The organism is Paenibacillus kyungheensis, from assembly GCF_028606985.1.
GTDB lineage: Bacteria > Bacillota > Bacilli > Paenibacillales > Paenibacillaceae > Saccharibacillus > Saccharibacillus kyungheensis.
Window position 1 is genome coordinate 2,349,394 of the sequence record NZ_CP117416.1, and the last position, 12,617, is coordinate 2,362,010.

The window sequence follows — 12,617 nt, forward strand, 5'->3', positions numbered from 1 at the left end:
TTAAAATATTGGGTTAGGATGTAAAGGAGGAACTGCAATTGAATGTTTCACAGGTGGACTATGAGGCTTTTCGCTGGATAAATGATGGAGCAACCATGTTTTCATTTATAAATCCATTGATGTTATTTTTATCAAAATATGCTGTTGTGTTTTTTGTGATTGGAGCATTGATTTATTGGTTTACTCGCGCACACGCTAATCGTCGTATGATTACGCAAGCTTTATTGTCGGCACTAATCGGATTTACAACAAGCTGGATATTAGGTAAATTATTTTACCGGGATCGACCCTTTGTCGATCATGAAGTATTCCAGTTAGTTCATCATGAAGCCAATGCTTCTTTTCCAAGTAATCATGCGTTAGGTGCATTTGTTATTGCTATGACGATCTGGTTATTCCGTCGTCGCGATGGTTGGATATGGTTGATTCTTGCTTCAGGTATCGCTATTGCTAGAGTCTGGACAGGTGTCCATTATCCTACAGATGTGCTTGCTGGAGCTTTATTAGGAGTTTTGATTGCTGTTGTAGTACATAGAGTATTTACACGAATATCACTCGCTAAAAGCTTGATGGAGTTAGGCATTTATCATTATGAACAAATCGAAAGAAAAGTATGGCGTAGTAAGTCAAGTTATCGTAATCGTTAAAATAGCCTAACCATCGCAACAAAAAAATCTGCTTTGAAGTCAACGTGTCTACGATCAGACACTGATGATTCAGAAGCAGATTTTTTTGATATATATCATTATTTATAAGCAATACAATCTTGCTAGAGACATAAATGACAAATTGTTTTATTTGTCTGCTTGAACCATGCGCACTAACAAGTGAGCCAGTTTGTGACGTTGGTCTTCATCGCCGACTTTCCACAATTCATATAACAATTTCTCTTCGCGGTTACGTGGTTCTTCGTGAGTAGCTAGATAATCAGCAACTTTTTGTGCAATTTTAGCTAACTTTTCTTCACCTAGTCCGATAGATTCCCCAAGTTGAATACGTTTGCCCAAATAAGACTTGAACGATTCAAAATTGCTTAAAATATCTTCTTTTTGATCATCACTCAAACGATTTAGTGTAGTTTCCACCTGTCCTGTTGCGATTTCTCCGTCTTTTTTAACGATATGTGATTCTTCTGACATTATGAATTCCTCCTCGTTGTTTGTGGTGTACTACGTTATATATAACCGCATCATACAATTCTAATCTTTTCACAATAAACTTCTTTCGAACCCTTAGAGCAGGTATTAGGACAAGGTATTAATTTTGTTATTCACTTTTAACTTTATTGCAACTTTTGCATAAAATATTTGCAGTATACTGAATATAGAAGTAAGCCACTTACTCACACCTGAACAAGACAAAAATCATACATTAATCACTAATTGGAAAAAAGTTACATGGTTCTGTAAGTACGTAATACGGGTAATAAAGGCTACACAAGGTTAATCAGTTACCAACACATTATTGTTGGCGGTCTATTGAGCTGACCGACCATTTTAAGGAGAGATGAAGCGATGTTTAAAACGATGATGGGTATTTTTGGTGCAGGGGCTGCTTCATTGATCCTCTTGACTTCTGGAAGCTTGACTCAGACTTCAGGAACGGTCACAGCCGATGCTGCTACAGTTACACAAAGCGTGTATGCAGATACGTATGCACCTGCTGCTAATGTACCGGCAGACGGAACTTATACTGTGTTTATCAACAAAATTGACCGTGATTCCAACAATGGCAACTATGAGCTAACTGTTGATCCTATCAACTGGTACCTCGGAGAAGCAGCGAATGTTGAATTTAATAAAGAAAATCCGAATAGTGGCATTGATGGAGCACCTGATGGTTACTACATTACTAATGATGATACACAAACATATAATTACGCAGTAGCAACTAATCCAAAAGTATTGATGCAAATTTATGATCATACAGGTCAATGGAAAGATATTGATACCAATTGGAATGAGCCTGTTAGTATTCAAAAGTTAAATGCGATTTTCCAAAAACCTGATCTACTTGATCCTACGGTATTTCCATACCACATTACAATAAAAGATGGACAAGTAAGTCAAATCGTACAGCAGTATATTCCTTAATATACTGTGCATCAAGATAAATACTTCAAGGGACTGCTGTACTGGCGCAATAATAGACCAGTATCGTAGTCCCTTTTGTATAGATTGGTAAAGTAATAGCTGTTCAGAATCCAAAAGTTATCTCTGCAAAATGACAAAAATTTTGCGGAGTCGTGTCAATCTGGTATGATCTTTATATACGCTTGGATGCTGAATAGGTGATCGTCTGCAACTTTTGCCACAGTTATGCGTTACATTACTTGAGGAGGTGCATTTATGATGCAACGAAATATTCAATTACTACTGAAACGGACTCCATTTGCATTAATCTTGTTAGTCGGCATTCTAATGTTGGCGGCATGTGGCAATAAGGAGCAACCAGCAACAGCTCCTGCTGAAAATGGTAGCACCGGTACTACAGAAACCAACCCAACTACAGAGGTGACACCACCTGCTACAGGAACGACAGATGATTCTTCATCTGAAAGTGTAGAGGACAACCAATCTACAGATGATAATACAGCGGGAACAACAGAAGAAAGTGTAGAAGCAGACGATAACAACGAAGCTACTGACACGACAACAGATTCTTCTGCCGCTGAAACGAAAAGTGCAACAGGTACATTTACAGGATTAGCAGACGAACATTCTGCTGAAATCATGGTAGATGGTCAACCAATGGTATTCCAATTAAGTGATGCAGCTCAAACAGTAGCAGGAAACTTGAAAGAAGAATCAAAAGTAAGCTTCCAGTATACTGAAAAAGCGATCCCTGGTGATGATAAAATCAAATCAATGACTATTACCAAATTAGAAGCTGTAAAATAATTAATCGTTATTCATAAGATCGTATAAAAAAGCTCCGAATCCACTGTAAAGTGAGTTCGGAGCTTTTTGTGTATCTACATGTATTACACTGATTCAGCTTGTTCAGGACGACGTGAGACCAGACGTACCAGATCAAGAGTAAGAATAGGAAGTGCCATCCCTGCAGGGTACGCTAGATATCTAGCTTGCCATTCAGGAGAGAACTTTTCTTTGTAGCGGCGTAATCCTTCAAATCCATACCAGTGCCCTCCATATTGGAACACCAGACGTGCTAATTTTTCTTCACGATGTGCATTTTGATTTTCGCCTACACTGGACAGTGGAGACATGCCTAGATTGAAATAAGAATATCCTTGTTCTTTTGCCCATTCGATCAAGCGGACAAACAATACATCCATCGTACCATTTGGCGTGTCATTTAAGTGACGCATGAGATCGATCGAAATCACTTGATTCTGGTCATAAGCAGGAGCCAGTGTTGCAAACGCTAAAATCTGACCTTCTGCATTACGAAGTAGAGCCAGTGGAGAACGCTGGATATACCGTTCATTGAACCAACCTAACGAATAAGCTTTTTCTTTACGATCGCCTAACCACTCATTGGAAATCTGACGTAGCTCTGCTAATAGATCCGCTTGATAAGGCGGAGACAGTACTTCAAACGTCTGTCCTTCTCGATCAGATTTATTTTTAGCTGTTCGCAAGTTTTGATTGCTTTTACCACTTAGTGTAAAGGTATCTAATGGCACAAGCGCTTCTTCGCCAAGCTTGAAGAAGTTATAACCATTTTCATGATAGATGGATAGATATTCAGGTGCTGCCTGATAAAAGACTACAGTTAAAGCATAATGGTCAGCATAACTTTGGAACTCTTGAATAGCTGCCCCGACCAAATTTTTATTTCCAATCGGATCACCGAGTACAATTAGTTTATCACGTACACGAGAATAAGGAATTAAGATTTGATCATTTTGCGCCCAGTAAAAGTTTTTATCACCCAGATACAGAAGGTGAGTCAGCAGATTACCGTCTTCTTTACCAATAAAATCTGTGAACTTTTCGATCTGTGCTTCATCTGGACGAACACCTGTATAACGATGCGGACGAAGAGTGAAGATAGAGGCTATCAAAATCAAAGCTCCGATAAATCCAATCACCGCTGTAACTGCATATTCGTGCGGGTCTAAAAACCAGTGCTGTGCACGTAATGGCAAATGTCGCAAAATAGCAGGATGAATATGTGTACCAATCAAGTAATACGATAATGCTGAAATAAAAGCAAGTAACGCCCAGATCCAGATACTACGTATAGAAATGCTAGTACTTTCACGATTAAAGCGAGCACGTGACACCCATAGTACCAATGCTACGATCAGTAGAATAATCGCTTCTTCGTAATCGAACCCTTTGGCAAAGGTGAAAATAGCCCCTGTTAACAGCAAAGCGCCTGTCAGCAAGTATGCACGCCGAATACGAAGCGAAATACCCCGTGATACAATAATCAGCATAATCCCGATAATAACAGACAATTGTTCAGAAAAGCGCATAATCGGTAAAGATAATAGATGCTCCATAAAACGTAAACGATCAATCAAGCCAGGAGTTGCCGCCGATAACAGCAAAATAACGCCGCTGGCAAAAACCAATTTGCCGAGTGCCCATGCACCTAGATCACTTAGTAAGCCAAATTGAGAAGGCCATCCCCAAAATTTAACCCATGTGTTACGCGAAGCATCCAGACTGTTCGATAGCATGTCACGCATTTGCTTAGTGCTTGGACTCATTTCAAAAGCAGCCAATACCAAACCGATTAACCACGGAACAACAAAATAGAAAATACGGAATAATAACAAAATCGTTAGTGCGCGCGATGGATCAACACCTAATGTGTGTAATCCAAGCAAAGCAATCAGATCAAATGCTCCGATACCACCAGGAGCCATACTGATAATCCCTGCAATCGCAGCTACAACGTACACACCGAATACCGGAGCAAACGGTAAATGATTGAGATCATAAAAAGCGAATAGCCAGAACAATGTACCCGCACAAGCCCATTCAAGTAAAGAAGAGCCAATCGAAGCGGCAATGACTTTCCAGGGTAACTTGCCATCTCCTTTATGGAACCATTTCGCAAATAATGAAGAACGTTGCATTAATAAAAAGAACGGTAGATATAATGAGACTCCCCATACTCCTAATCGAAGCCATGGATGCTCCTGAAAAATAGGCTCAACTGGAAACACACCGATCAATGTCAAACAGCCGAGCAAAGACAATCCTACTAATACAATAGGAGATAAGAAAAGTACTGCAGCACCCATCGTTTTCATAGGTACGCCACTTTTCTTATAGAGCAATGTACGTAATCCTACACCGGTAAGACCAGCAAACCCAATCATATTGTTGAATGTATTTGCGATCCAAGCATACCGATAAGTTGTTTTCCAATTCACATCAAGCTTGAACTGCTTTCGTATTAAATAATCGTAAGTACTCATTGCCGATACAGCGATAAAAGAAGCAATGATTAGTTGAATAACGATATGAACAGGCATCATACGTAACTCATGAATAATTTTAGCTAAATTGATATTCTGAATCTCATGTCTTCCATATACAAAAATAATGGCTAGAATAGCTACAGGAATCAGTATCCTTATAATTTTAGCGCGATATAAAGCTGTGAATAATTGTAAGATTTTAAGCTTTCGAAGCGATTCTCTCATTGTGTCGTCGACTCCACCTTTAGACAGATTAAACTTATGATTTGTAAGTACAGCATATTAGCTTATCCTAATTTGCACATATGATATTCTTGGTAAATGGATGTATATCTGGATGGTGTAACATTCTTATCTATCATACTACATCGGTATGTGTAAAACACAATTTGATAGGATTCTATACATTGCCTGTATATTGTATTTGAAGCGTAATAAAAAATCCCTTCTAGTTGAAGTGTAGGGGTTCATTTAGGAATGAACATTTTCTCACTATCTACTACAAGGGGAGAATATAACTATAATAAACAATTATCTTATGGTTTTATTTACACTAATGTAACGAATATCAAAAATAGCAAAAACTTCTTACTCTGAAATATTGCCTGCTTCTGGATCAGGTTGATATTGCGATTTGTAATCTTCATAGATGACATCAGTCATCATGCCCATAGATGCGTGATGAAGTTCATGACAATGCACCATCCACATCCCCGGGTTATTTGCACGAAAAGCAATGACATAAGTGTCACCGGGGCGCACATTGATAGTATCTTTCCAGATCGGTGAGCCTGTTAATGATTGACCATTTTTGGATAATACTTCAAATGAATGACCATGAAGATGCATAGGGTGATCTTCATTTTTCGATTCATTAATCAATGTTATTTTGACAGCTTCCCCTGTTTTGACTTTGAGCTGGCTAACTTGAGGATAGGCTTCTTTATTAATCGTATATGACATTTTACCATCAATTACACCCATATCCAAATCTAACGTGTATTCACGATCAAATGCAGAAGATAATGTAAACTCACTTGTGGTTGGTTGACCATAGGTTGTAAGATCAAGCGTTGCTTGGTTACCATCTGGAATAGATACCATCTGTGCTTGGTGCGCTGTAATCTGTTGCTCTATTTCAGTTGCAGTAGGTTGACTATTAGCCTTCTCGATTAGAATAGGAATACGAACAGATTGTGCAAATGTAGACTCTCCGACCATACCTATCCACGATAGACCCACCTGATCTGCTGTAAATTCGATATCATACCGTTCGCCAGGAGCGATAACAAGTAATCCATTTTTCAATACCTGAGGTTGATTGATATCTTGTCCATCAGTTGCTGTGACACGATAAGCAGGGGAATGAATATATAATGTCTGAGTCATATTACCTGCATGAATCAATCGCAAACGTACATGATCCCCTTGATGAACTACGATCGGTTCAATAGATTTTCCGCTTCGTCCATTAACCGTATAGATATTGTAAGCACCTAGATTACTATTGATAGCTAGTGTATTACTTTCACTTTCAGGAGCAGTTGTATTGGGATCTGACCATTCATCAAGTACCAGTGTATGATCAGCAGAGACAGAATCTTGCTTTTTCTTCACAATAAAAGAGCCGTATAATCCTTTACCAATCTGATTTAAGCTATCTTGATGAGAATGATACCAGTACGTACCTGCATGATTCGCTTTGAACGTATAAGTGAAGCTGTCCCCCGGTTGAATCGCATCTTGAGTCATTCCGGGCACGCCGTCCATATCATTTGGTAAGACCACACCATGAACATGTAGCGAAAGAGGTACGTTAAGTTTATTTTTTAAATGGATCGTCACTATATCGCCTTCCGTCACTTCGATCTGTGGGCCGGGTACAGAACGATTGAATGTCCATACAGGCAAATATTTACCTTTTTCAATTTCTAAATAAGACGTTTGCGCAGTTAAATTGATCATTTTGCTTGTGATGGTCTGCGGTGGCGTTGTTATCTGAGTAGGGCGCTTCGTGACACTACCTTCTGGCGCAGTAGCTGTTGTGCCTATATGATCCATCGACATAGAATGTTCGGTATGTACAGATGTACTTGGTGACTCTGATGAAGGGGAAGTTGTTGTTGATGGTGATGCGCTACAGCCGGTTATTATCGCTAAGCCAATCAGCAAGGAAGTGAAGCTAATAGAAGTGCGTATATTGAGTATAAATAGAGATGTTAATAATGATTTCACTGTATATTCTCCTCTATCGATGTAAGATTGTTCTACTCTATTATGCCTTTTTTTAACTTCTATAGTCTCAATAGGAATTGTCATTTTCTTGACGATTGAAATGATAACGCTAATTATGTACAATGACAAAAATGTTACTTTTTGTTGAATCATGTGTTTAAACGCAATACTTACTGTTTAATAATCATTCACGAGGCTCTGTTGTTAGAGGTTGTGTAACCGCTATATTCTAACAATGTACAGAATGATAAAGAAGAAAGGAGCACAGAAAATCATTACAATATCAACATAGAAGAATAGAGCCGAATACTTAACAGCATGATGAGACGCAAAACATTTTACCGAGCAATTATATCTAAAAACAACAATACGGAGGTATACGATTCATGGGAAACAAATCTAAAAAAGCTTCACTTATACTTGCTGCTACTATTCTGGGAACAACGGCGGGAAGTTTTCTTGTGGCGCCTAGCGTTAATGCTGCAATCGAAAGCAATGTAGTGAAAAACGATATTAACTGGGATACTCCTTCTGCTCCAGCCGCACCTTCTCAAGTGAATGCTCGTGCAGGTTCTGAACAAGTCGTTTTAACTTGGGCTCCTGTTGATAATGCCAAAAGTTACAACGTAAGACGTTATAATGTAGTAAACAATACGTATGATAGTTTTAAAGCTAACGAAACGACTGTTTTGACAACAGGTGTAACCGATGCAGTCTATACAGATACTTCTGTAACAAATGGTCAAATCTATGGTTACGTAGTGAATGCAGTATACGGTGATGGACAAATGAGCCAATTGTCGATGCCTGTTATAGCTACACCGATGGCAATGTCCGGCAATGTAAAAGATTCGATCGTATTGCAATACAAATCAGGTACAACAGCAGGTAGCAACAGCATCCAACCTACATTTAATATTATGAACACTAGCGGTACACCTGTGAACTTGAGTGATATTCGTGTACGTTACTATTTCAATGGTGGTAAAGATTTGACTGCCAAAAATTTCTCTGCGAGTAACGTAAGCTTCGGTTCTCGAAATATCGAGCCTAACTTTGTTAGCCTGGAAAAAACATATGCACAAGCAGATAGCTATATCGAATTGCTATTTAATGCAGAAGCAGGAATCATTAGAGCAGGTGGAGAAACAGGCCCAATGACATTTACAATCCAGAAAAATCAAAGCGGATCTTCTCAAGCAAATGATTATTCCTACAAAGATACTTCTGAATTAACAGAGTGGAATAAAGTAGCTGTTTACTATCAAGGTGATCTTGTATGGGGAACAGAACCTGATTTGAATAACTAATCGTTAAACAATAATGTGCAGTTAATAAATAATCAGTGTGCAATCATATAAGTACGACCTAAAGTGATCTTTTCGAAGATCACTTTTTTAATGATCACTCCAAATTAACGATCTACAATTAACACTTACATATACGCTTTTTATATTAACTTATACTTGCATAGTTACTTTCTAAATGGTAATATACTTATATAAAATAACTAATGAAAAGAAAGGGACTTTCCTATGAATACTCCTATCATTAATCCAGCACTTCAAATCGGGCTGGTCAAACTTCGTATTAGCCAATTAGAACGTTCATTAACTTATTACACCGAGGTTATTGGACTTAAAATATTACGTCAAGACGATACTACAGCAGACTTAACTGCGGATGGACATACTGTTTTACTTCAATTAGAAGAAATCGAAAATGCGCAGATTTTACCACGCCAATCTGCGGCTGGCTTATATCATTTTGCTATTCTTGTACCTGATCGGACTAGCTTAGGATTGGTGCTTCGTAATTTAGCGATGCGTAACCAACAAATCGGGCAAGGTGATCATCTTGTTAGTGAAGCATTGTATTTGAATGATCCTGATAATAACGGTATCGAAATCTATGCAGATCGTCCTCGTTCAACATGGCAAAAAGACGAACGCGGGCAATATATTATGGGAACTGATCCTGTTGATGTAGATGGGTTATTAGCACTGGCTGAAGGCAAAGAATGGACAGGGTTACCCGCAGGTACAATAATCGGACATGTTCATTTCCATGTGCCTACTTTAGCAGCGGCTCGTCAATTTTATGTCGATATATTAGGATTTGAAATTATGCTTACTGACGATCGCAGTGTGTTGTTTATCTCTGCGGGTGGTTATCATCATCATTTAGGACTCAATGTATGGGCAGGTGTTGGCGCTCCTATCGCTCCGTCAAATGCCGCCGGTATCAGTTATTACACATTGAAAATGCCAGATCAGGCTTCTATTCAAGAAGTTGCAGATCGTGCTAGAGCAGCCGGTATCCCTGTAGAAGAAACAGAAGGGCAATTATGGTTGACAGATCCTTCAAATATTCAAGTCCGATTTTATAGTGATGCTTCTTAAATATTGTCTTATATGTAACGCTACGATCAAAAGAACGAATAGATCAACAAAAAAACCGATGCGTATCTGCACCGGTTTTTTCATGCTTTTGGCTTCATGTTACATATTAGTAAAAAGAATCGGTGTTGATATCTGTTTCCACACCATCTTCATAATATGAATCTTCACTATACGATCCTTCATTTGTTCCATACGCAAATGCCGCAATAAAAGCAAATACGATAAAAGCGATCATAATCAAATGAATGAGTGTGCCTAAAGCACCGCAGATTAATCCGGCTATTGCCATTCCTTGACCTGCTTGTCTACGTGTTTTTAATTCTTTAAGTGCAAGAATCCCGAAAATAATGCCTAATATACCAATAACAATTCCGATACCAGGTAACATCAACAAAGCAGCTAAAGAAGAAATACCTAAAACAAGTGCTGCAATTGCTTTTCCGTTATTAGTCATCGGATATTGTGGTGGGTAAGGAGCAAATGGGGGAGGATTCTGATTGCCGGGCGGATGGTAAGGCTGATTTGGGTCCATAAATGTACCTCCTTTAGATATGTATCATTTACCCGTTTTTAATTCTTATCATACCATTTAATCTGGATATAAAAAACAGGAGTCTTTTCTGGCGGGAAAAGGCTCCTGTAGGGTAAACCAATCATAGACTACTTATTTGATTGTTAGATCGAAGTGTGACTTGGTAGTGGACGCGTTAAGTTCAAGTACATTGCTGTCAATTCGTCAAACCATGTTTTGTCTTTGCTAATCAAAGCGATATCGATCAAGCTTTTCAATTGTTCAGGCTCTAATGTAACCGCATCTTGAAAAGAAATCTCTGCTGAAGCAGTGACAATACCAAGAGAATCTTGTTGCAAATATACACGAATCGTACTGTCCATATATTCTTGTCTCAAAAAGTAAATAATTTCGCTCATTAGAATAGGACGAGAGTGCGTAGGGTATGTGCACTCCATTACTTTAACCCAGTAATGTTTGTTGGTCAGGTGAACAGATCCTTTTTCATCAATTAAGCGTTGGTCTGCTTCAATATGGTAACGAAGGTCAAATGTTTGTATAGGGAAATTTTTGCTTAATTGTTTATGAAGGACAGCATAAATTTCTTGTTCGTTTAATTTAATCATGCTAATCATTCCTTTGCTTTTATATATTTTTAGAAAACCGTTTGAATTTTAAGGGTCAGGTCAACTTTTAAGGTGATAAATGAGTAATTATGAAGCTGTTAAAATATATATCGGTCAATAGACTCATATTTTGTATATATTTTGTCGAAAAAAAGGAAAAAATGTTATAGGAAATGAGGACTATATATGTCAGAAGTTCAAGATCATTTGAAAAAAGGCTTAGCGATCTTATTTATCGGCTTTAATCCAAGTCTACGTTCAGGAGAAGTAGGGCACCATTATGCCAATCCACGTAACCGATTTTGGAAAATTCTTTATGAATCTGGTCTTACGGATCGATTGTATAGACCGGACGAAGATCACGATTTATTAGAAATAGGTTATGGATTTACAAATATCGTTTCCCGTCCTACCCGTGGAGCAGAAGATATTTTGCCTGAAGAATATGCAACAGGTCGTCAACAATTACGAGAAAAGCTAAAAACTTATCAACCCCAAATCGCTTGTTTTGTCGGTAAAGGAGTGTATCTTCAATACAGTCAAAAAGCTAAAGCATCATGGGGATTTCAAAAAGAGCCTATTATAGAAGGAATACGAGAATTTGTAGCTCCGTCTTCTAGCAGTCTTGTGCGAATGCCTGTAGACGATATTATTGATATTTATCGACATCTTTCTATAGAACAATAAGGGGAAATCGAAGGAAAGCGTAATCAAATAAACGAATAAAATAAAAGTTTGACAATATTGCCGAAAACCGTTTTAATTATGTAGACCGATCGTTATAATGAATTTGAAGGATGTGAACATATGGCTGAAAAGTCTAACTCACGCGATCTGATTGTAGAGACAGCTGCGAGACTTTTCTTTTCACAAGGGTATCATGCTACAGGATTAAGTCAGATTATCAAAGAAAGTGATACGCCTAAAGGTTCTTTGTATCATTATTTTCCGAATGGCAAAGAAGAATTAGCCTATGTATGTATTGAGAAAACCAATCATCATGTATTGGAAAAGTTCAAATCTGTTTTTGAACAACATCAAACAACAGGCGATGCAATTCAAGCTTTTATTCGCGATATGGCAGATGATACTGAAAAATCCGGGTTTACTGGCTTTCTGCCTTTTAGTTTCTGGGCAGCAGTAGAAACGTCATGTATAAGTAACAAGCTACGATCCGCTTGTCAGGATGTTTTTATCGATTGGCAAGAAGTGATTGCAGAACGTTTGCAACAAGAAGGTGCTTTAGAAGTTCGTGCCAAAGAAGCTGCATTGCTCATGATATCAATGATGGAAGGTGCTTTGATTATTTCCCTAACCAATCAAAGTAAACAACCGATGTTGATCGCCGCCGATTACTTATCGGCTATCATGAAGACAGCTGTGTTAACAAAATAAACAATAGATAGAGACAGTTTTAGGAGGATGGGAACGTGGACGTA

Annotated in this window: 12 protein-coding genes; 7 read left to right on the forward strand and 5 right to left on the reverse strand. The window is 38.3% G+C overall.

Annotated elements, in window-relative coordinates; all coding sequences use genetic code 11:
* The first annotated feature begins 38 nt into the window (after positions 1-38).
* Entirely contained in the window at positions 39-647 is a 609-nt protein-coding gene (locus PQ456_RS10375) for an undecaprenyl-diphosphatase (protein WP_273616054.1), read from the forward strand.
* 147 nt (positions 648-794) lie between these two features.
* Here PQ456_RS10375 and PQ456_RS10380 read toward each other — a convergent pair whose 3' ends face one another.
* Complete coding sequence (locus PQ456_RS10380) at positions 795-1,139, reverse strand: DUF3243 domain-containing protein (RefSeq protein WP_204824274.1); 345 nt, start codon at positions 1,137-1,139, stop codon at positions 795-797.
* Between the two features lie 375 nt (positions 1,140-1,514).
* Between PQ456_RS10380 and PQ456_RS10385 the strand changes: the two genes are divergently transcribed.
* Positions 1,515-2,093 carry a hypothetical protein gene (locus PQ456_RS10385; protein ID WP_273616055.1) on the forward strand — a complete coding sequence of 193 codons (579 nt, stop codon included), beginning with the start codon at positions 1,515-1,517 and terminating at the stop codon, positions 2,091-2,093.
* A 255-nt stretch (positions 2,094-2,348) separates the two neighbouring features.
* Positions 2,349-2,900 carry a hypothetical protein gene (locus PQ456_RS10390; RefSeq protein ID WP_273616056.1) on the forward strand — a complete coding sequence of 184 codons (552 nt, stop codon included), beginning with the start codon at positions 2,349-2,351 and terminating at the stop codon, positions 2,898-2,900.
* A gap of 83 nt (positions 2,901-2,983) precedes the next feature.
* Here the strand turns inward: PQ456_RS10390 and mprF are convergent, their stop codons facing one another.
* Together mprF and PQ456_RS10400 are read right to left on the reverse strand one after the other, a co-directional pair.
* Positions 2,984-5,629: a bifunctional lysylphosphatidylglycerol flippase/synthetase MprF gene (gene mprF / locus PQ456_RS10395; protein ID WP_273616057.1), complete on the reverse strand. Its 2,646-nt coding sequence runs from the start codon at positions 5,627-5,629 to the stop codon at positions 2,984-2,986.
* A 363-nt stretch (positions 5,630-5,992) separates the two neighbouring features.
* Positions 5,993-7,639, reverse strand: a complete 1,647-nt coding sequence (locus PQ456_RS10400; protein WP_273616058.1) for a multicopper oxidase family protein — start codon at positions 7,637-7,639, stop codon at positions 5,993-5,995.
* 386 nt (positions 7,640-8,025) lie between these two features.
* Between PQ456_RS10400 and PQ456_RS10405 the strand changes: the two genes are divergently transcribed.
* Positions 8,026-8,949: a cellulose binding domain-containing protein gene (locus PQ456_RS10405; RefSeq protein WP_273616059.1), complete on the forward strand. Its 924-nt coding sequence runs from the start codon at positions 8,026-8,028 to the stop codon at positions 8,947-8,949.
* Positions 8,950-9,174: 225 nt separating this feature from the next.
* Positions 9,175-10,041, forward strand: coding sequence for a VOC family protein (locus PQ456_RS10410; RefSeq protein WP_273616060.1), 867 nt, complete (start codon positions 9,175-9,177; stop codon positions 10,039-10,041).
* A gap of 106 nt (positions 10,042-10,147) precedes the next feature.
* On the opposite strand, the gene PQ456_RS10415 is transcribed toward PQ456_RS10410, so the two are convergent.
* Positions 10,148-10,573, reverse strand: a complete 426-nt coding sequence (locus tag PQ456_RS10415; RefSeq protein ID WP_273616061.1) for a DUF4190 domain-containing protein — start codon at positions 10,571-10,573, stop codon at positions 10,148-10,150.
* A 143-nt stretch (positions 10,574-10,716) separates the two neighbouring features.
* Positions 10,717-11,178 (reverse strand): hypothetical protein, encoded by a 462-nt coding sequence (locus PQ456_RS10420; protein ID WP_273616062.1) that lies wholly within the window; start codon positions 11,176-11,178, stop codon positions 10,717-10,719.
* Between the two features lie 186 nt (positions 11,179-11,364).
* On the opposite strand from PQ456_RS10420, the gene PQ456_RS10425 reads away from it, so the two are divergent.
* Positions 11,365-11,865, forward strand: coding sequence for a mismatch-specific DNA-glycosylase (locus PQ456_RS10425; protein WP_273616063.1), 501 nt, complete (start codon positions 11,365-11,367; stop codon positions 11,863-11,865).
* A gap of 120 nt (positions 11,866-11,985) precedes the next feature.
* Positions 11,986-12,573: a TetR/AcrR family transcriptional regulator gene (locus tag PQ456_RS10430; protein WP_273616064.1), complete on the forward strand. Its 588-nt coding sequence runs from the start codon at positions 11,986-11,988 to the stop codon at positions 12,571-12,573.
* Positions 12,574-12,617 lie beyond the last annotated feature (44 nt).

Bases quoted from the DNA above. Each gene is read 5' to 3' on its own strand.
- PQ456_RS10385 (WP_273616055.1), top strand. From the start codon at position 1,515: ATGTTTAAAACGATGATGGGTATTTTTGGTGCAGGGGCTGCTTCATTG.
- PQ456_RS10420 (WP_273616062.1), bottom strand. From the start codon at position 11,178: ATGATTAAATTAAACGAACAAGAAATTTATGCTGTCCTTCATAAACAA.
- mprF (WP_273616057.1), bottom strand. From the start codon at position 5,629: ATGAGAGAATCGCTTCGAAAGCTTAAAATCTTACAATTATTCACAGCT.
- PQ456_RS10410 (WP_273616060.1), top strand. From the start codon at position 9,175: ATGAATACTCCTATCATTAATCCAGCACTTCAAATCGGGCTGGTCAAA.
- PQ456_RS10405 (WP_273616059.1), top strand. From the start codon at position 8,026: ATGGGAAACAAATCTAAAAAAGCTTCACTTATACTTGCTGCTACTATT.
- PQ456_RS10425 (WP_273616063.1), top strand. From the start codon at position 11,365: ATGTCAGAAGTTCAAGATCATTTGAAAAAAGGCTTAGCGATCTTATTT.
- PQ456_RS10415 (WP_273616061.1), bottom strand. From the start codon at position 10,573: ATGGACCCAAATCAGCCTTACCATCCGCCCGGCAATCAGAATCCTCCC.
- PQ456_RS10430 (WP_273616064.1), top strand. From the start codon at position 11,986: ATGGCTGAAAAGTCTAACTCACGCGATCTGATTGTAGAGACAGCTGCG.
- PQ456_RS10380 (WP_204824274.1), bottom strand. From the start codon at position 1,139: ATGTCAGAAGAATCACATATCGTTAAAAAAGACGGAGAAATCGCAACA.
- PQ456_RS10390 (WP_273616056.1), top strand. From the start codon at position 2,349: ATGATGCAACGAAATATTCAATTACTACTGAAACGGACTCCATTTGCA.